Source organism: Parasphingorhabdus sp. (genome assembly GCF_039982415.1).
Lineage (GTDB): Bacteria > Pseudomonadota > Alphaproteobacteria > Sphingomonadales > Sphingomonadaceae > Parasphingorhabdus.
Genome location: NZ_JBDWYL010000006.1, coordinates 600,945 through 619,189, shown reverse-complemented (window position 1 = coordinate 619,189; position 18,245 = coordinate 600,945). Strand labels below are relative to the sequence as shown.

The window sequence follows — 18,245 nt, the reverse complement described above, 5'->3', positions numbered from 1 at the left end:
AATAAGGTAACACTTAGAAACGTCTCAAAAAATCAGACTTCATCAATTCCTACCACCCAATTTGCCGTCACATCCAATTTTCTTTTCCATTTTTCCCCTTTCGGACAGTAGATTAGGAAACGGGTATCGCCAGCGCTTATATTGTCGGCTTGTCCCAATACTGAGTGATCAGACACCAAAGAGCCATTGTTTAAGCGAAAATCAACATTTATGATTGGCGCGCGGGGATATCGATAAGCGAAGCGAATGGGATCCCCTGATTTGATATGCTCGCCTTGTTCTGCTGTTAACGAATCAGAACCGCGCTGAGATTGCAAGCGGTGCGGCATATTTATGTAGTCCGAGTTGCCTGCATGAACTGCTAAGCTTGAACCGGCGGGAAGATTTATCAATCCGTCAACCACGATATAGTCGCTCATCGCATTGCCGCTTATGTTGTTCGTCGCAAGCACTGTCATCGGATTATCCACATCAAAAATAATGCCACTGATATTAAAGTTTACCTTTTTGCGAGAGCCACGGTTATAAAATCGCAGAAGACTGGTTGATTTGCTTAGGTTTCGTGCTTTCAGGCTGCCACCTCGGATGATAAAACTACAATCTTCCTTTGAATTAAAGTCTACAACCCCGTTTGCATTTCCACCCACATCAAAAATTCCTCGGACCGCCTCTCTTGGGTCTCTGAAGGTTGCAAAATCGCAATCAATGGCAAAATGGCGGCCGCCTAAAATTTCGCTGGCATTAAGACACACGCCATTGCCATTGGCGCCCACTGTGCAAGACCGATAACCATTATTCTTGCCGCCAAATTTGATGGAGCCATGGATCTCGCAATTTATATATTGAGAATTGCGGACATTTCCGTGAAAATCAGCACAATCAACCATCTGACCATTTGACAAGGTTGATCCGATGATTTTGATATCGTCACATGGGACCGACATGTCGTAATCGCCTCCCCCGAGGCTGATGGGATGCCTTCTCCCGTATAGATTTCCTCCATTTATCCGCCCGTGCTGGCTGTTGGCCACAACTATACAATAGTCTGTTACAGCCCCGGTGCCCAAACCGTTCATAAAAGGCGAATCAACAACAAAATTATAACTTCGAGATATTCTCATCTGGCGTGAGGCAAGAGTTATACCCTTGGGCCTATCGATAATAATGTCGCGGCAAATATCATATTCAACTGGCACTGCAGTTGTTGTTTCAAATTCTATATCCGACAATGATGGTGATTTGGCCTTTATCAAAAAGCAAACAACACCCTGTGATGAATAAGTATCAACGAGTGGACGCTTTACTGTTACCGTATTTTCATCAACCCGAACGATTTCGCAAATCTCTCCGGCACGATAGTAACGCCGTCCGCCATGCCAACTACCATTATTTGGATCGTAAATCCCCAATAGATCGTTGACAGAAAGGCCATGAGGCCTTGCAAATTCTATCCTAACTATGCCTTCTGACAGTGTAGATTTGAGTCGAGGCAATTTTTCCAGCGCACCTTGTGCATGGAGCAAAGATCGGAAATTGCCCGCCTGAGTGAGCTTTGCAGGCCCTTGTAAATGCAAGTTTCCTTGCTTGATCTGGTTTGAAACAAGATATTCACCGTGTAATTGAACCGCCTTTAAACCCAGAGCCTCATAAATCGGCAAAATGATCGAAAGGTCGGTGTCCCCCCATTCGGGCAATGGTAAGCCGCCATATTGGCGCACTAGTGCTGCTTTAGACGGCGAGATACCATCCACAGCCAAATAAATTGCTTCGACTGTGTCGACGGATAATTGTTGTGAAAAATCTCCCTGCTGAAATTGAAATACACCTGCACGATTTGTCTCGTGTAACTGGAAAACCTCCGCGTCTCTGGCCTGACTTGCCGCTAGTTTTAAATCAGCGCGGTTCTGGAATATTTTTTCAGATACTTTCGCATCAGCAGCGGCCGATGAAGTCCCCAAAGCTCCAGTGATGAGTGGACCATTTGCCAAGAACCGCCGGCGATTAAGAGCTTTTTTGAGGAAACCGATTTTCGTTAACTCCATTGAAAAATCGCCGTCACACGGCGAATTCTGTAAAATCGACAAGGCATTACCATACCTTGCCTTGTTCGCCGGAGCAATCAATTCAGTATAACGCACGGTACCCTTTTGCACTGTGTTTAAATTTATAAAAGTGGATAAAAATGGCGGACACGGAGGGATTCGAACCCTCGAAGGACCGTGAGGCCCTTGCCTCCTTAGCAGGGAGGTGGTTTCAGCCGCTCACCCACGTGTCCGCATGACTGGCTTGGCCAAGATCCAGCGCTATAACGGGGCAATGGCGCTGCTGCAATGGGTAAAGTAGCCTGAATTGACCGGATCGATCCCAGCCCTCCCGGTTTCTTTGAATATTGGCGCAAATTCTACCTTATGGCCTGCCGGCTGGCGCAAAAATCGGCAAAAAGCCTCAACAGGTCGCAAATTCGACTCGGGTCGTCGTCCGTTCATTGCCTAGTCATCGCGAAACGCCATGGTCATTCGCGGCTGGTATGGGAAGGAGTTTACCCATGACTAAGTCGTGCCCAAAGGAAATGTCTGTGAAAAAAACTATCCGCGAGTCTCTCGGCCGGAAACTGCTCGGCTTGTTTGCTGTCGCCTCTTTGGCGATAACGCCTTCGCTTTCGCCGGTCATGGCGCAGGTGCAAACCATCGATCCGAATGATGCTATCGATGCGGATTTGGATACGCCCGATTATGATGGGAATTTTGAAACTCCGGCGATCGAAGAAAATACCACGGTTGAGAACGCGATTGATAACGATTTGGCTGTACCGGATGTTACCGATAATGCGGTGACCAGTGATGAAGGACTGGCTGGTAATGGCTATGATCAATCGGTTGGCGAAGATAACGGCCAAGTGATCGCCAATGTCGATGATGCCACCACCTATCAGGATGATGATCTCATCGGCGCCGCAGAAGGTGTGTTTGGCAAAGGCGCTAAAGGACTGGCCGGCGTCATCGAAGATATATTGAAAAAACAGGGTCGCCCCAATGCCTATATTGCCGGCCGCGAAGCTTCTGGCGCCTTTGTCGTTGGACTGCGCTATGGTTCCGGCAAATTGCACCACAAAATTGAAGGCGAACGCCCGGTTTATTGGACTGGCCCGTCAATCGGTTTTGACGTCGGTGGCAATGCTGCCAATAGTTTTGTCCTCGTCTATAATCTCTACGATACCGAAGAGCTTTATCAACGCTTCCCGGCAGGCGAGGGCGCAGCCTATTTTATCGGCGGTTTTCATGTCAGCTATTTGCGCAGCGGCGACAAAGTCTTGATCCCGGTACGGCTGGGCGCAGGCCTCCGATTAGGGGCCAATGTCGGCTATATGAAATTTAGCAAAAAGCAAAAATGGCTGCCTTTCTAGACGGCGATCAACCGGTGGCGGCGCGCAGCTTTTCCATGCGCAAAAGATAGCGCGCCAATATATCAATTTCCAGATTGACTTCATCGCCGATTTTTAAGTCGGCAAATGTGGTTACGCTGGCGGTGTGCGGGATGATATTCAGATCGAATATCACATCGCCATCGGCAAGATCCTCAACCGCATTCACGGTGAGTGAAATCCCATCGACCGTGATCGATCCTTTGGGCGCCAAATAAGGGGCAATGTCGCGCGGAGCCTTTATCCGAATGGGATGGGAATCACCAACCGCTTCCATGGCCACAACAGCGCCGACAGCATCGACATGGCCGGTAACAATATGGCCGCCCAGTTCGTCACCCACTTTCAAGGCGCGTTCGAGATTGAGACGCGCGCCTTCGGTCCACATCGTATCTGCCGTTTTGGAGATGCTTTCCGCCGACACATCGACCGCAAACCAATTAGCACCTTTTTCAACTACGGTCATGCAAGCGCCTGAACAGGCAATGGAAGCCCCAATATCAACGCCATCCATATCGTAATCACAGGCAACCACCAATCGCAGATCACCGCGTTCTTCAACCGATTGAATGGTGCCGATATCCGAAACTATACCTGTAAACATGAAATGCCTTTATGAAATAGGGTCATTAACGATTGCGCGGGAGCCTAGGCGGCGTGCTCATATATCTCAAGCACATCCTTGCCAAGGTCGCGGCGATCCACACGATTCCATTGATCATGACCATGATCAAGATTGACCAGTCCAATATCACCAATCGCCTGCAAACCACCGCCTATCACAAGTGGTGCGCGATATAAGAGCAATCTATCAACCAGTCCCGCCTGAAGGAAAGATGCCGCCGTAGCCGCTCCGCCCTCCACCAATAGCCAATTGGTTGCATCGAGTTCAGAAATGGCCGTCGGTTCAGCTATGGAAATCCAGTGGTCTGGAACATCCGTCTTGCCTAGGACCAGCGGCTGAGGCGATCGGTCCGCCAATCCCGGCAACCGGACCGTGAGGCGCGGCTGATCGGCTTCAAACGTCCCCGATCCGACCAGTATCGCGTCGCAGCGCGCCCTTTCGAGATGTGCATGGGCCCGCGCGCGCGCGCCGGTAATCCATTGGCTCGATCCATCGGCCATCGCGATACAGCCATCAAGCGAAAGGGCGAGTTTCAATGTCACATGCGGCCGTTTTTTCTCCATCCGCGTAAAAAAGCCGGCCATGACCCGCTGCGCTTGATGCTCCAATATGCCGACAGAGACGGCGATACCGGCTTCGCCAAGACGGTCGATACCATGGCGTCTTGTCCGCGCATCAATATCTAAAGTGGCAAGGATGACCCGCGCGGGAGCGGCCGCGATGACCAAATCTGTACAGGTTGGGCCGCGCTCACTTTTATGGGCACAGGGTTCCATAGTACAATAAATATCCGCACCGGCCGCCGCTGGGCCAGCCTGTTCCAAAGCCATGGCTTCTGCGTGTGGGCGGCCGCCCGGCTGGGTCCAGCCCCGTCCGATGATGATGCCATTTTTGACAATGATGCAACCGACATTGGGATTATTGCCGGTGCGGCCGCGACCCCGTTCGGACAAGGCCAAGGCGACAGCCATGAACCGAGAATCTTGTTGGTAGTTTAGCATGTGAGTCCCGCGGGCCGCTCAACTTCCACTTCACCGCGTGCGCGGCGTTCGGCTTCGGCTTCCCGCTCAATTTCATCAACATCCATGCCCGAAATCCGGCCTAATGATTTCATCGCTTCGCGCCGCTTGGCATCGCGCTTATCCTTCAAACATTGCACGTCCCATCGGTCTTTCATAATGTCTTCGTCCGACCGCTCCATCGACCAGTTTTCCACATAGACGACTTCTTGCGGGACGTAGACATCTGTGTTCACTTTGGGGTCAATGATGAACAGAAAGAAGATGAATCCCGAACAGCCCAGCGCCAATAGAGCGGGCATGGCTTGTTCTTTAGGATGACGGCGCAGCAGGGTGATCAAGTCTTTCAATCCGCCGCCGACGGAAACATCTTTCAGCATTTTCATACAGACCAAATAGGCGTTTAAACCCGCTATGACCAGCCCAGTTGCACCATTTTTTCTGGCGTAACGGGCCAAGTCACAGCGTTAGGCTTAGTCGTGAATTTCAAATTTGATCTTCAACATAGTCCAGCTTTCAATGGGAACCCCGTCTTTAGTGGCGGGTTCAAATCGCCATTTGCGCAGCCCATGGCGCTGTGTGGCTGTCCAGAAACTGGGATGAGGACTGTCGACCAGCTGGATATTTTTCACCTTACCATTGACGCCGACAAGCACTTTCACTGTAATCACCGCTTCTATGCCCTGGCGCAACATTCCCGATGGATAAGGCGGCTGAAATTGGCTGCGGTAGCGGGTGCTCAATTTGGTCGGCACCATGATAGGTTCAGCAATTGGGTCCAACGGTACCACCGGGAAATCGAGGCCTTCTCCGCCGCCGCTCAACTCGATTGCATGATCGCCATCACCATAGTTGACAACCGGCGCCTTTGGCAATGTGATCGGTTTGACAATCGGCATTTGGGGCCGGGCCTTTTGTTCCACAGGCTTCACCTTTACAGCGGGGTCTTCAATCGTCTGGGTTGGTGGCTCTGGTTTCTTGTCCTCTTCAATCGGATAAGCGGTGATGACGCCTTCAAAAGGGATTTCAGCCGTTATCGCCGGTAACGACATAGCCCCGGCCAAAAACAATGCATGGAGGCCAATGGCCATTCCAATACCTTTATAATTGGGGGGTTTGTGCGCATAGCTTGATGTGAAACTCATAGCCTGTCCTTTCATCCGTCTCCTCGGATGACAGTGCAGCTGCTCCATTTTTTGGCGCTTTATAACCGCACCGTCTTGTGAGATGATATACTATATCGCAAAAATTGCAAATTGGCCCTGTACACGAGCCCGTAGCCCCGAACCAGTATCCGCGCGGGTGCAGCGCTTAGGAAAAGTCGTTTTTCAGCCGGTTAAGAGCGGAATCTCGTCCCATAAGCGGGAGCAATGCCCCCATATCAGGACCATGATCCAATCCAGTCAAGGCCAAGCGCAACGGCATGAATAAGGATCGGCCTTTGCGTCCCGTGCTTTGCTTCAATGCGCTGGTCCATTCTTTCCAGATTGTCTCGGACCATGGCAGCGCTTCGAGTATGGCGCATGCCTGTGCAACAAATTCACGGTCCTCATCTTCCAATTGCGCTGTTCCAATCGGCCCCGTGACCACCTGCCACCAACGGTCTACTTCGCTCATATCGTGCAAATTGGGACGCACCACGGCCCATGCTTCCGCGGTCATCGCTTCCGGCAAAACCTGGCGGACATCATCATAGTCCAAGAGATGGACAATTTTCTGGTTTAGCTGCGCCAGTTCTTCATCGTCAAATCGCGCAGGCGCCCGTCCAAAACGATTAAAATCAAAACTTTCCACTAACGTCATAACGTCAGCAATTGGTTCAACCGGATCGCTGGTGCCGATCCGCGCCAGTAAAGCCACAATCGATTGGGGCTCAATATGCCGTTCCCGAAAACCGCCGACGCCGAGCGAACCGAGACGCTTGGAAAGCTTTCCCTCTGTACCCACCAACAAGGCTTCATGAGCAAATTCCGGAGTGGCTGCGCCAAAGGCTTGAAACATTTGAATCTGCACCGCCGTATTGGCGACATGATCCTCGCCGCGCACGACATGGGTAATATTCATGTCCATATCATCGATCGTCGACGGGAGCATATATAGCCAACTGCCATCTTCCCGACGGATCACCGGATCGGACAATAATGCAGGATCAAAATGCTGATCGCCACGGATGAGATCCGTCCATTCAATCGCTTGCTCGTGATCCAATTTAAACCGCCAATGGGCTTTGCGGCCCTCCGCTTCAAAATCCGCTATTTCTGAATCGGTGAGATCCAAAGCGCCCCGATCATAAGTAGGCGGTTTACCCCGGCCGAGCTGAACCTTACGCTTCAGATCCAATTCCTGTGCGGTTTCATAAGCGGGATAAACCCGCCCTGATTTTCTTAGCTCCTCGAAGCGCTCTTCATAGCGATCAAACCGGCTCGATTGGCGCTCTTCACTATCGGGGTGAATGCCCAGCCAGGCCAGATCAGCGCGAATTGCGGTGACATATTCCTCTTTGGACCGCTCTTTGTCCGTATCGTCCAGCCGCAACACAAAGGCGCCGCCCTGTTTCTTGGCGAACATCCAATTGTGAAGTGCTGTCCGAATATTGCCCACATGAAGATGGCCAGTGGGCGATGGTGCAAAGCGAGTTTTTATGGTCATATTGTCCTAAATGCATTGGTAATGGGATAACGCCGGTCGCGGCCAAAATTGCGTGTCCCGAGTTTGACACCCGGCGGTGCCTGGCGCCGTTTATATTCTGCAATATACAGCAATTTTTCAATCCGTATCACGGTTTCACGGTCAAAGCCCCGCGCGACAAGATCCGATACGGATAATTCCTCTTCGACCAAGCCATGGAGCAGTGGATCGAGTATTTCATAATCGGGAAGACTATCACTGTCTTTCTGATCTTCGCGCAATTCTGCACTGGGCGGTTTGGATATAACATTATCCGGCATGACGGGGCCATCGGGTCCAAGCCCAAGAGAAGGCTTGTTGCGATTGCGCCATTCCGAAAGCTTGAAGCAAGTTAGCTTATAGGCATCTTTGAGAACAGAATATCCTCCAGCCATATCGCCATAAATAGTCGCATAACCGACGCTCATTTCGCTTTTATTGCCGGTGGTCAGCAACATATGCCCAAATTTGTTGCTCATCGCCATCAAGGTTACGCCGCGAATGCGCGACTGGATATTTTCTTCTGTAATATCCACGTCCTCATCCGCAAAACTGCCTTCCAGCATGGCATCAAAGCCCTCAACCGCTGGCACGATAGAGATATTATCTAACCGGGTCCCGAGCAATTTTGCACAACCGGCTGCATCATCAAGGCTTTCCTGACTGGTGAAGCGCGATGGCATCATAACGCACCAGACGCGATCCGCTCCCAATGCATCCACTGCAACCGCGGCGGATAATGCGCTATCAATGCCGCCGGACAGACCCAAAATGACGCCAGGAAAATGGTTTGCATTCACATAGTCGCGTAAGCCAACTATCATGGCATTGTATATATCCGCCGGGTGATCATCCAATTTATGGATCACGCCCGGTGCACAGGACCAACCTGATGCATCCGTCTTGGTCCAGACGCTGTCGACAATGGCTTCTTCCCAATCAGGCAGTTGATGAACAATGTCCGCATTGCCGTTGAGAATGAAACTCGCACCATCAAACACGACTTCATCCTGGCCGCCTATTCGGTTGAGGAATAAAAGCGGCAATCCGGTTTCGCGTACCCGTTGCGTCGCCACCTGACCGAGCCGGCGATCATCTTTTTCAATTTCATAAGGGCTGCCGTGCACAGAGATTAATATTTCTGCACCTTGCACGCGCAGATGTTCGCACACCGTGGGGAACCAGACATCCTCACAAATCGGCAATCCAATTCGCGCGCCGCGAAATTCAACCGGATCCGGCATTGGTCCGGAGGCAAATAAGCGCTTTTCATCAAATGTGCCATAATTAGGCAATTCAACTTTATAGCGCACTTGCGTGATCACCCCGTCTTCAAGCAAAGCGACGCCGTTATATAATTTATCTTTTTCGCGAAAAATCGACCCGACGAGCATGGCCGTTTTACGGCCTGCAGTTTCGTCAGCCAATCGCTGTAATTCTGCCTCTGCGCGAGCGACAACCGCCGGTTTTAGTACCAAATCTTCCGGCGGATAGCCAATCAGCTGCAATTCGGGAAACACCACCAGATCGCTCTCTGGCTTGGTCTGATATATGCCAATCATGGCATCGGCATTGCCACGCAAATCGCCAACAGATTGCGTCAATTGGGCCAAGGTGATGGTGAGCTTTGCTGTCATTTGCCCCTGATAGAAACCCCGGCAGCATCGGGCAAATAAATTGTGTCAATTCTTCACCCGAAAACCAACGCCCCCATCACTCGGCCCGGAATGAAAGCAAATAGACCAGCGACCAGCAAGCCAATATACGGCCCTTGCATGGCGCGATAATGCGCTTCCACATCACCGCGCCGAATTTGCCAAATTCCATATGGGATGGATATTAAGGTCACGATCGAAAAAATATGGATGAAACTTAAGCCGGACCCGGCAATACCATGGCCCGGTCGGCCGATCCAAAAGCTGGCCAACGCGGTGACCATCATCAATAGGCCCCATGTGCGACCTAATTGTTTGTGCAGCCAATCCCCCTTTTGTCGCCATAATATATAGGCTCCCAAAGGAATGGCTGGAATCACAGTGGCCAGATGAATGATGACCGGAACACTTAGCGCCGGCCGGCGCACGGCCTCGCTGGCGGATCCGGATGCAAAGCCGCCCGAAAGACTGGACAAGGCCATCAGAATAAGTGTCGCCAATATTGTGGCCCCAAGGCCTAGAATAATATTCTGCGGACTAGAGCCATTTTTCTTCTGCGCGACCGATTTGCCGGTATTTTCTGCTTTGTTCATTTTGCTGCCCTTCCATGATTGTGCTTTGAGAGACAGAGTGACCGTTGGAAAAATGAAATCCAGCTTGCCTACGCCATTGGCCTGGCTTATTCGTAGAAAGAGCGAAAAAACAGGGTTTTGCCCATTCACGAAGCGTGAGTGGACCTTCCCAACTGCGATATTGGGCAGCGATGAGCGACATAAGAACAAGATGGTCTTTAAAATGGATCGCCGTAGAATTGTTGGTCATGGCGCTAATTGGTCTGGTCTTTGGTTTTCTGGGTCCCTTTGGCACCTATGCGATGCCGCTGGCCTTGCGCCTCGCCTATTGGGTTGGATTCATCCTCATTGGCTATGCGATATTTCGCCCGGTATCCATTAGTGCCAACTGGTTGCGCGAAGCGGTCGCCCTTCCGGCCTGGGGCGCCGAAGCATTGGCCACAGCGGTGGCCGCGCTCCCACTCACCTTTCTCATTGGTTTTGCCATTTCGGGCATGCGCTTTGATGCGGATTTTTTCGGCGATCGATTTCTTGGCTTATATATCCAATGCGCGCTTATCGGCTTTGGCATTTTTCTGTTCATGCGTTTGTTGTTCGATTCGAATGAAACCGAGCCGGTTCAACCATCCGAGACCCAGCCTTCAGCGCCGCCACCACCGCCTGCGGCGGTAAAATTTCCTTTGCGAGACCGGTTGCCATCAGGATTTGCTGATCCCGTAATCGCGCTTGGCGTGGAAGATCATTATGTGCGGGTCTATTCGTCCTCTCATAGCGAGATGCTGTTGCTGCGCCTCAGCGATGCCATACGTGAGATCGAACCGTTAGAAGGCATGCAAGTGCACCGCAGTTGGTGGGTCGCGCGCAACGCTATCGAAAAGACAAAACGCGAAGGCCGAAATCTTCGATTGGTGCTCAACAGCGGTCTCGAAGTTCCCGTTTCGCGCGCTTATGTCACAAAGTTGAAACAATTGGGCTGGATTTGATCAAAAGGCACTTTTGATTTGCGTTTCATCTGTCTAACAGGGGTGCGAATCAATCACATAGGGTCGGCGCTTTCAAGAGGATGGCAGGCCTGCTCTCGGGGGGAAGCCAAACAATGAAACTCATGTCCGGCAATAGCAATTTGTCGCTCGCCCAATCTGTCGCCGATTATCTCGATATCTCGCTCACGGATGCCAGCGTTAAACGATTTGCGGATGACGAGATTTTCATAGAGATTCATGAAAATGTCCGCGGTGAAGACGTTTTCATCATGCAATCGACCAGCTTTCCGGCCAATGACAATCTGATGGAATTGCTAATCGGCATCGATGCTTTGCGGCGCGCTTCAGCCAAGCGCATCACAGCGGTCATTCCCTATTTCGGCTATGCAAGACAGGATCGCAAACCCGGCCCGCGGACGCCGATATCAGCAAAACTGGTGGCCAATTTAATCACCGAAGCCGGCGCAGACCGCGTTTTGTCGGTTGATTTGCACGCCGGTCAAATTCAAGGCTTTTTCGATATTCCGACCGACAATCTCTACGGCGCGCCAGTTATGTCTGCGGATATTCAGGCGCGTTTTGCCAGCCATGAACTGATGGTTATTTCACCCGATGTGGGCGGTGTGGTCCGCGCCCGGGCGCTTGCCAAGCGATTGGACAACGCGCCCCTGGCAATTGTCGATAAGCGCCGCGAACGCGCCGGTGAATCTGAAGTGATGAATATTATCGGCGATGTCTCCGGACGCTTTTGCATCCTGATCGATGATATTGTCGATAGCGGCGGCACCTTATGCAATGCTGCCGATGCGCTTAAAGCCAAAGGCGCTACCGAGGTGGTTGCTTATATTACCCATGGCGTCCTGTCTGGCGGCGCCGTCGCCCGGATTAATGACAGCGGCTTGAAAGAATTGGTCATCACCGATTCCATCGGCGCCACCGATGCGGTGAAGGAATCGGACAAAATTCGGCATCTCACCATTGCACCGCTTTTGGGCGAAGCAATTAAACGCATTGCCGACGAAACCAGCGTATCGAGCCTTTTCGACTAACCACCATTGGGACAGATTCGCGCAGGCGGTGCTCTATTTTCCATCATCTGAGGCGTCTTGCGCACCCAGAGAGACTAATGGCTGATGACATGGGCAAGGCAATATTCTAAAGCGGGGGCATAAAGGCCACTCATAAGTGCACCCCAATTGCACGATGGAACGGAAAATGACCCCCAAAGATATTGCCCTCGCAGAACAATTGGCCGACGCCGCAGGTGCTGCTATTCGGCCGCTGTTCCGCGCCAAATTTGACCAAGAATCAAAAAGTGACTCGACGCCTGTGACCGAAGCGGATCGCGCCGCCGAAGCAGCGATGCGCAAAATTATTGAAACCGAGCGACCCGATGACGGCATAATTGGCGAAGAATATGGCACAATTAACGAGAGCGCCGCGCGCCAATGGGTACTCGATCCCATTGATGGCACAACCAGCTTCATCGCCGGCCGTCCGATATTCGGGACGCTCATCGCGCTTATGCAAGATGGCTGGCCGGTAATCGGTATTATCGATCAGCCGATCGCCCGGGAACGCTGGGTCGGTGTGGTTGGTCGGCCAACGACATTTAATGGCAAACCGGCCAAAACGGCGCGGTGCCGAGAATTAAAAGATGGCGTACTGGCAACCACAACACCCCATCAATTTGACGATCATGACGCCAAATATTTTATGAGCCTCGCCGGAAAAGTTGCGCCGCGCAAGATTATCTACGGCGGCGATTGCTATAATTACGGATTGCTTGCCAGCGGGCATGTTGATGTCGTGTGTGAAGCGGGCTTGATGCTGCATGATTTCGCCGCTCTCGCCCCGATTATTGATGGTGCTGGCGGTTTGATGTGCGATTGGTCCGGTGAACCGCTGCATGCGGAATCGGACGGTCACGTCCTTGCCATTGGCGATCACGCACGGGTTGATGACGTGTTAGAGGCGATTGCATGTCAGCACTAGAGCCTGTCAGCAAAACGCGGTTCGTTTTACCGCCGCCGCCGCTTCAGCGCTATTTGACGACCTATTATTTCACAGAAATTGAAAGTGCGGATGGAACCGAGGTCTCGGACATGCTGTTGCCGCAATGGGCAAGCATCCGCTATATTTATCGGGGTAGCGTCGACATGACTATCCCCGACCACAAGCCGCAGCCCTCGCCACGGGCCGCGATGACAGGCCCGACAAGCCTGGCTGCACCGATCGCTAGCAAATCATCCCGTATCGCCGCTTTTGGACTGTTGCCGCTGGGTTGGCATAAATTTGTCGGGCAACCTGCTGCGCGCTGGGCCAATAAAGTGGTCGATGTGGAATCCGCTCATAAATTTGAACTTTTTGCGCAGATCTGGAAAGCCATTGAGACAGCGGAAAGCGAAGCGGACATGGTCGACAAATGCAATCACTTGTTGCTCCAGGCCTTGCCACCAGCTGATGCGGAAGATGATCGTATTGAAGCGGCCCATTTGGCGCTGACGGATCCGAATATTGACAGCGTAAGCGCGCTCAGTGAGCGACTTGAGATGGACACCAAACAGCTCAGTCGCTTTTCGAACCGGGTTTTTGGCTTTCTGCCGAAACTATTGCTGCGCCGTCAACGATTCGTGCGCACATTAGGTCAAGCACTGATGAACCCCTCTCAGAGTTGGAGTGAATGTGTCGATCTGAACTATTATGATCAAGCGCATTTTAATCGCGACTTTAAGCGGTTCATGGGCCTAACCCCGCGGCAATATATGGCGCAACCCCATCCGATATTCGGAATTGGCGCTTCGGAGCGGACAAAAGCATTGGGGCGCCCTTTGCAAGCCATGGATCGGCCGGTGGATCCGGAATCCGATGATAATTGCAACGCCGCCTAGGCAAAGCGCACAAAAAGCGCAGCTTTTCATGCATTATTTCTTGCAATTCAGACGAATCTAGCTATTGCCGCCCTTCCGATGTGACGCACTGGCCAGTGTTGGGCTGCCACATGTGTCCGTAACGGTTGCTTTCAAAGGAGACCAAAATGCCCAAGTTGAAGACCAAAAGTGGTGTGAAAAAACGCTTTAAAATCACCGCCAACGGCAAAGTTAAGCACGGCGTAGCAGGAAAACGCCACCGTTTGATGAGCCATAATAGCAAATATATCCGGCAAAATCGCGGCACCAAAAACTGTGCTGATGCTGATGCAAAAACAATCAAGAAATGGGCACCTTACGGGCTTTAAGCACCGGGGTTCCATCGCTTCTCAAATTTCAAGGATATAGAAAATGGCACGTGTAAAACGGGGTACGACCACTCGTACAAAACATAAAAGATTATTGGATCAAGCGAAGGGCTATTATGGCCGTCGCAAAAATACCATCCGCGTCGCGCGGCAGGCTGTCGAAAAAGCCGGCCAATATGCTTATCGCGATCGCAAAGTGAAAAAGCGCGCCTTCCGCGCTATCTGGATCCAGCGGATTAACGCTGCGGTGCGTGCAGAAGGCATGACTTATGGCACCTTCATTCACGGCACAAAGCTGGCCGGCATCGAATTGGATCGCAAAGTCATGGCCGATTTGGCAATGAATGAACCGGCGGTGTTTAGTGGCTTGATCAAACAGGCGCAGGATGCTCTAGCGAAAGCTTAAGCGTTTAAATAGTTTCAAAGAAGCGCCGGGGAGCAATCTCGCGGCGCTTTTTTATTGGGTTTTTCATCGCAGCCTGCTTTAGACGATCAGCAAGGAAAATAGGGTAGAGTCATGAGCGACAGTGAGACAATTAAAGCGAAATATCTCGAACAGATCGATTCCGCCAGCGATGGTGATGCGCTGGAAGCCATTCGCGTAGCCGCTTTGGGCAAAAAAGGGGAAATTTCGCTTTTGCTCAAAACCTTGGGCAAAATGACTCCCGAAGAACGACAGAGCGAGGGGCCAAAAATTAATGGCGCACGCCAGGCTGTGGCCGATGCTATTGCCGCCCGCAAGCAAGCGATCGAAAGCGCTGCGCTCAATGCGCAGTTGGCCACCGAGAAACTCGACATGACCTTGCCGCCTCCCAACGCGCCCAAAGGCTCCATCCATCCGGTGTCTCAAGTGATGGATGAGCTGGCTGAAATATTCGCAGATCTCGGATTTTCGGTCGCGACCGGGCCGGAAATTGAAGATGATTGGCATAATTTTACCGCGCTTAATATTCCCGAAACCCATCCTGCGCGCGCGATGCACGATACCTTTTATTTCCCGCAAACGGACGAAACGGGCATGCCCAAATTGCTGCGCACCCACACGTCGCCAGTGCAAATCCGGACGATGATGGATATCGCCAAACAGACCGATGGATCAGGCGCGCCCATTTATATTATTGCACCGGGACGGACCTATCGCTCCGATAGCGATGCCACCCACACGCCTATGTTCCACCAAGTGGAAGGTCTGGTCATCGACAAAGGCATTCATATGGGCCATTTGAAATGGACGCTCGAAACCTTTGTGCGCGCCTTTTTTGAACGCGATGATATCGAACTGCGCCTGCGTCCTAGCTATTTTCCCTTTACCGAACCCAGCGCCGAAGTGGATGTGGGCTTTTCCGTTGAAAAAGGACGGCGGATCATTGGCGGCGACCCGCGCGGTGATACAGGTGGCTGGATGGAAATTCTTGGTTCGGGCATGGTGCACCCCAATGTTATCAAAAATTGCGGCTTGGACCCTGAAGTCTGGCAAGGCTTTGCCTTTGGCTGCGGAATCGATCGGCTAGCGATGCTCAAATATGGCATGGATGATCTCAGGGCGTTTTTTGACGGCGACCTGCGCTGGACAGAACATTATGGCTTTGACGCGCTCGACGTTCCCACGTTAAGCGGGGGAGTAGGCGCATGAAATTTTCGCTAAGCTGGCTCAAAGCCCATCTCGAAACCGAGGCAAGCCTCACCGAAATTACCGACAAGCTGACCGATATTGGTCTCGAGCTGGAAGGTCTGGAAAATCCGGCCGATGCGCTCAATCCGTTTCGCGTCGCCAAAGTGATTGAAGCCGGGCCGCATCCCAATGCTGATAAGCTGCAGCTGCTCAAAGTTGATGATGGCTCCAGTGAACCGTGGCAAGTGGTCTGCGGCGCGCCCAATGCACGCAAAGATATGATTGGCGTTTTCGGCCCTCCCGGCACCTATATTCCGGGCAGTGACTTTACGCTAAAGCCTGCCAAAATCCGAGATGTTGAGAGTTTCGGTATGATGTGCAGCGCCCGTGAACTGGAGCTGGGTGATGATCATGATGGTATTATCGAGCTGCCCGCAGATGCAGAATCTGCGGTGGGCAGCAGCTATGCCGATTATGCGCAACTTGATGATCCGGTCATCGATGTGGCGATCACCCCGAACCGGCAAGATTGTATGGGCGTGCGCGGCATTGCTCGCGATTTGGCGGCCACTGGAATTGGTAAGCTAAAACCACTGGCCGTGGACACCGTGAAGCGCAGCGGTGACGGCCCTGATGTTCGCACCGAAAATGATGAGGGCTGTCCGGCTTTCTATGGCTGTACCGTGAGCGGCCTGACCAACGGCAGTGCCCCGGACTGGATGCAAGCGCGATTGAAATCAGCAGGCCAAAAACCGATCAACGCTCTGGTTGATATCACCAATTATGTAATGCTTGACCATGGCCGCCCGTTGCATGTTTATGATGTTGCCAAGCTCAACGGCGGTCTGGTGGCGCGCAAGGCGAGAGCCGGCGAGAAGCTTACCGCGTTGAATGACAAGGAATATGTGCTCGACGAAACCATGACCGTGATTGCCGATGACAATGGCGCGCATGATATCGGTGGCATTATGGGCGGAGCGGATACCGGGTCAGAAGAATCAACCACCGAAGTTTTGATCGAATGCGCCTTTTTTGATCCTGCTTCGATTGCCAAAACTGGGCAGAAGCTGATGCTGACCAGCGATGCGCGGCAACGGTTTGAACGGGGTGTGGATCCCGCTTTTCTCGACCAAGGCATTGATATTGCAACGGCCTTGGTGCTCGACATTTGCGGCGGCACAGCCAGCGCTGTAACGCGTGCCGGTACGCCGCCTACCGACACCCGGACAATCAGCTATGATCCGGCCCAATGCCTGACACTGGGCGGTATCAATGTCGCGGCGGACAAACAAAAATCCCTATTGGAGGCCCTCGGTTTCACCGTCGATGGCAATTGGCAGGTGACGGTTCCGACCTGGCGTCGTGACGTCGCAGGCTGGCAGGATCTGGTGGAAGAAATTATCCGTATCGAAGGACTGGATGCTATTCCTTCAACGCCCTTGCCGCGTCAGGCTGGGGTTGCAAAACCAACCGCATCACCCGAACAGCTCGCCGAACGCAAAGCCCGCCGGGCCGCGGCCGCGCGGGGCTTAAATGAAACCGTGACCTGGAGCTTTATCTCCGAAAAAGAAGCCGCGCCGTTTGGCGGCGGCACATGGTCGCTGGCCAATCCGATCAGCGAAGATTTGAAAGTCATGCGTCCGTCGCTCTTGCCGGGTCTGCTTGCCGCAGCACAGCGCAATTCTGATCGCGGCGCATCGTCCATTCGCTTGTTCGAAGTCGGTCGCCGCTATCTTGAATCCACCGAGCATCAAACCATCGGCCTGATACTGGCTGGCGAAAATCGCGCGCGCAGCTGGCACGCCGGATCGGCAACAAAATATGATGCGTTCGATGCTAAGGCCGAGGTGCTTGCGATATTGGAAGCTGCTGGCGCCCCTACGGGCAAGCTTATGGATTTCTCCGAAGCCGGCGATCATTACCATCCCGGGCAATCCGGCACGCTGCGTCTGGGACCCAAGAAGATTTTGGCCGCCTATGGCGTGCTGCATCCATCGGTCGCCAAGGCCATGGGTCTGAAAGGCACTGCCGTGGCTGCCGAGATTTTCCTCGATGCCATCCCGGTAAAGAAAGCCAAAGGCCATATGCGGGAAGCCTTTGCCCCGCCGGCCTTACAAGCGGTTTCGCGCGACTTCGCCTTCATCGTCGATGCGGATCTGCCCGCTGGCGATCTGGTGCGGGCAGTCAAAGGCGCAGACAAGAAGCTGATTGTTGGCGCGCGTCTGTTTGACCTGTTTGAAGGCGCAAGCGTTGGCGAAGGAAAGAAATCACTGGCTGTGGAAATCACATTGCAGCCGATTGATGCGACCCTGATCGAAGAGGATCTGAAAGCCGTATCGGACAAGGTGGTGGCGGGTGCCGCGAAATTGGGTGCAGCGCTAAGAGGATAGCTGTTCGTCGTCCCGGATAAATGGCCCGGTCCTCAAGAAAGCAGTTCAATATGGAAAGATGCT

At 52.5% G+C, this 18,245-nt stretch carries 17 protein-coding genes and 1 tRNA gene; 9 read left to right on the top strand and 9 right to left on the bottom strand.

Annotation, left to right across the window (positions count from 1 at the left end; all coding sequences use genetic code 11):
- Positions 1 to 32 precede the first annotated feature (32 nt).
- Both ABJU74_RS08680 and ABJU74_RS08675 read right to left on the bottom strand, forming a co-directional pair.
- On the bottom strand, positions 33 to 2,138 hold the full coding sequence (locus ABJU74_RS08680; RefSeq protein ID WP_348383451.1) for a hypothetical protein: 2,106 nt from the start codon (positions 2,136 to 2,138) through the stop codon (positions 33 to 35).
- Between the two features lie 45 nt (positions 2,139 to 2,183).
- Positions 2,184 to 2,275: transfer RNA gene (locus tag ABJU74_RS08675), tRNA-Ser, on the bottom strand.
- Positions 2,276 to 2,611: 336 nt separating this feature from the next.
- Here ABJU74_RS08675 and ABJU74_RS08670 point away from each other — a divergent pair.
- Entirely contained in the window at positions 2,612 to 3,403 is a 792-nt protein-coding gene (locus ABJU74_RS08670) for a DUF1134 domain-containing protein (protein WP_348384010.1), read from the top strand.
- Between the two features lie 7 nt (positions 3,404 to 3,410).
- Here ABJU74_RS08670 and ABJU74_RS08665 read toward each other — a convergent pair whose 3' ends face one another.
- The 7 genes from ABJU74_RS08665 to ABJU74_RS08635 form a co-directional block, all read right to left on the bottom strand.
- Positions 3,411 to 4,025 carry a riboflavin synthase gene (locus ABJU74_RS08665; RefSeq protein WP_348383452.1) on the bottom strand — a complete coding sequence of 205 codons (615 nt, stop codon included), beginning with the start codon at positions 4,023 to 4,025 and terminating at the stop codon, positions 3,411 to 3,413.
- A gap of 44 nt (positions 4,026 to 4,069) precedes the next feature.
- Positions 4,070 to 5,047 (bottom strand): bifunctional diaminohydroxyphosphoribosylaminopyrimidine deaminase/5-amino-6-(5-phosphoribosylamino)uracil reductase RibD, encoded by a 978-nt coding sequence (gene ribD, locus ABJU74_RS08660; protein WP_348383453.1) that lies wholly within the window; start codon positions 5,045 to 5,047, stop codon positions 4,070 to 4,072.
- Positions 5,041 to 5,523, bottom strand: coding sequence for a hypothetical protein (locus ABJU74_RS08655; protein ID WP_348383454.1), 483 nt, complete (start codon positions 5,521 to 5,523; stop codon positions 5,041 to 5,043). The genes ribD and ABJU74_RS08655 overlap by 7 nt, the downstream gene beginning before the upstream one ends.
- A gap of 15 nt (positions 5,524 to 5,538) precedes the next feature.
- Complete coding sequence (locus ABJU74_RS08650; RefSeq protein WP_348383455.1) at positions 5,539 to 6,210, bottom strand: TonB family protein; 672 nt, start codon at positions 6,208 to 6,210, stop codon at positions 5,539 to 5,541.
- A gap of 166 nt (positions 6,211 to 6,376) precedes the next feature.
- Positions 6,377 to 7,714 carry a glutamate--tRNA ligase gene (gene gltX, locus ABJU74_RS08645; RefSeq protein WP_348383456.1) on the bottom strand — a complete coding sequence of 446 codons (1,338 nt, stop codon included), beginning with the start codon at positions 7,712 to 7,714 and terminating at the stop codon, positions 6,377 to 6,379.
- On the bottom strand, positions 7,711 to 9,369 hold the full coding sequence (locus ABJU74_RS08640; RefSeq protein WP_348383457.1) for an NAD+ synthase: 1,659 nt from the start codon (positions 9,367 to 9,369) through the stop codon (positions 7,711 to 7,713). Before ABJU74_RS08640 ends, gltX begins: the two co-directional genes overlap by 4 nt.
- 53 nt (positions 9,370 to 9,422) lie before the next feature.
- The gene (locus ABJU74_RS08635) at positions 9,423 to 9,980 is read right to left on the bottom strand and encodes a DUF2306 domain-containing protein (RefSeq protein ID WP_348383458.1); all 558 of its coding nucleotides are present in this window, start codon (positions 9,978 to 9,980) and stop codon (positions 9,423 to 9,425) included.
- A gap of 170 nt (positions 9,981 to 10,150) precedes the next feature.
- Here ABJU74_RS08635 and ABJU74_RS08630 point away from each other — a divergent pair, with 170 nt between their 5' ends.
- The 8 genes from ABJU74_RS08630 to pheT all read left to right on the top strand — a co-directional run bounded on the left by ABJU74_RS08630 (position 10,151) and on the right by pheT (position 18,182).
- A complete protein-coding gene (locus ABJU74_RS08630; RefSeq protein WP_348383459.1) occupies positions 10,151 to 10,942 on the top strand; it encodes a LytTR family DNA-binding domain-containing protein in 792 nt (263 codons plus the stop codon).
- A 113-nt stretch (positions 10,943 to 11,055) separates the two neighbouring features.
- The gene (locus ABJU74_RS08625) at positions 11,056 to 11,991 is read left to right on the top strand and encodes a ribose-phosphate pyrophosphokinase (RefSeq protein WP_348383460.1); all 936 of its coding nucleotides are present in this window, start codon (positions 11,056 to 11,058) and stop codon (positions 11,989 to 11,991) included.
- A 166-nt stretch (positions 11,992 to 12,157) separates the two neighbouring features.
- Entirely contained in the window at positions 12,158 to 12,937 is a 780-nt protein-coding gene (gene hisN, locus ABJU74_RS08620; protein ID WP_348383461.1) for a histidinol-phosphatase, read from the top strand.
- Entirely contained in the window at positions 12,925 to 13,833 is a 909-nt protein-coding gene (locus tag ABJU74_RS08615; protein ID WP_348383462.1) for a helix-turn-helix domain-containing protein, read from the top strand. The genes hisN and ABJU74_RS08615 overlap by 13 nt, the downstream gene beginning before the upstream one ends.
- 146 nt (positions 13,834 to 13,979) lie before the next feature.
- Entirely contained in the window at positions 13,980 to 14,180 is a 201-nt protein-coding gene (gene rpmI, locus ABJU74_RS08610; protein WP_348383463.1) for a 50S ribosomal protein L35, read from the top strand.
- A gap of 43 nt (positions 14,181 to 14,223) precedes the next feature.
- The gene (gene rplT, locus ABJU74_RS08605; protein ID WP_108811565.1) at positions 14,224 to 14,586 is read left to right on the top strand and encodes a 50S ribosomal protein L20; all 363 of its coding nucleotides are present in this window, start codon (positions 14,224 to 14,226) and stop codon (positions 14,584 to 14,586) included.
- A gap of 111 nt (positions 14,587 to 14,697) precedes the next feature.
- Positions 14,698 to 15,813, top strand: coding sequence for a phenylalanine--tRNA ligase subunit alpha (gene pheS, locus ABJU74_RS08600; protein ID WP_348383464.1), 1,116 nt, complete (start codon positions 14,698 to 14,700; stop codon positions 15,811 to 15,813).
- Positions 15,810 to 18,182 (top strand): phenylalanine--tRNA ligase subunit beta, encoded by a 2,373-nt coding sequence (gene pheT / locus ABJU74_RS08595; protein ID WP_348383465.1) that lies wholly within the window; start codon positions 15,810 to 15,812, stop codon positions 18,180 to 18,182. Before pheS ends, pheT begins: the two co-directional genes overlap by 4 nt.
- The last annotated feature ends 63 nt before the right edge of the window (positions 18,183 to 18,245 follow it).

What these genes read in the sequence shown, in the direction of transcription:
- ABJU74_RS08615 (WP_348383462.1), top strand. Translation starts at nt 12,925, where the DNA reads ATGTCAGCACTAGAGCCTGTCAGCAAAACGCGGTTCGTTTTACCGCCG.
- rpmI (WP_348383463.1), top strand. Translation starts at nt 13,980, where the DNA reads ATGCCCAAGTTGAAGACCAAAAGTGGTGTGAAAAAACGCTTTAAAATC.
- rplT (WP_108811565.1), top strand. Translation starts at nt 14,224, where the DNA reads ATGGCACGTGTAAAACGGGGTACGACCACTCGTACAAAACATAAAAGA.
- ribD (WP_348383453.1), bottom strand. Translation starts at nt 5,047, where the DNA reads ATGCTAAACTACCAACAAGATTCTCGGTTCATGGCTGTCGCCTTGGCC.
- ABJU74_RS08635 (WP_348383458.1), bottom strand. Translation starts at nt 9,980, where the DNA reads ATGAACAAAGCAGAAAATACCGGCAAATCGGTCGCGCAGAAGAAAAAT.
- gltX (WP_348383456.1), bottom strand. Translation starts at nt 7,714, where the DNA reads ATGACCATAAAAACTCGCTTTGCACCATCGCCCACTGGCCATCTTCAT.
- hisN (WP_348383461.1), top strand. Translation starts at nt 12,158, where the DNA reads ATGACCCCCAAAGATATTGCCCTCGCAGAACAATTGGCCGACGCCGCA.
- ABJU74_RS08665 (WP_348383452.1), bottom strand. Translation starts at nt 4,025, where the DNA reads ATGTTTACAGGTATAGTTTCGGATATCGGCACCATTCAATCGGTTGAA.
- ABJU74_RS08630 (WP_348383459.1), top strand. Translation starts at nt 10,151, where the DNA reads ATGAGCGACATAAGAACAAGATGGTCTTTAAAATGGATCGCCGTAGAA.
- ABJU74_RS08640 (WP_348383457.1), bottom strand. Translation starts at nt 9,369, where the DNA reads ATGACAGCAAAGCTCACCATCACCTTGGCCCAATTGACGCAATCTGTT.
- ABJU74_RS08650 (WP_348383455.1), bottom strand. Translation starts at nt 6,210, where the DNA reads ATGAGTTTCACATCAAGCTATGCGCACAAACCCCCCAATTATAAAGGT.
- pheT (WP_348383465.1), top strand. Translation starts at nt 15,810, where the DNA reads ATGAAATTTTCGCTAAGCTGGCTCAAAGCCCATCTCGAAACCGAGGCA.
- pheS (WP_348383464.1), top strand. Translation starts at nt 14,698, where the DNA reads ATGAGCGACAGTGAGACAATTAAAGCGAAATATCTCGAACAGATCGAT.
- ABJU74_RS08625 (WP_348383460.1), top strand. Translation starts at nt 11,056, where the DNA reads ATGAAACTCATGTCCGGCAATAGCAATTTGTCGCTCGCCCAATCTGTC.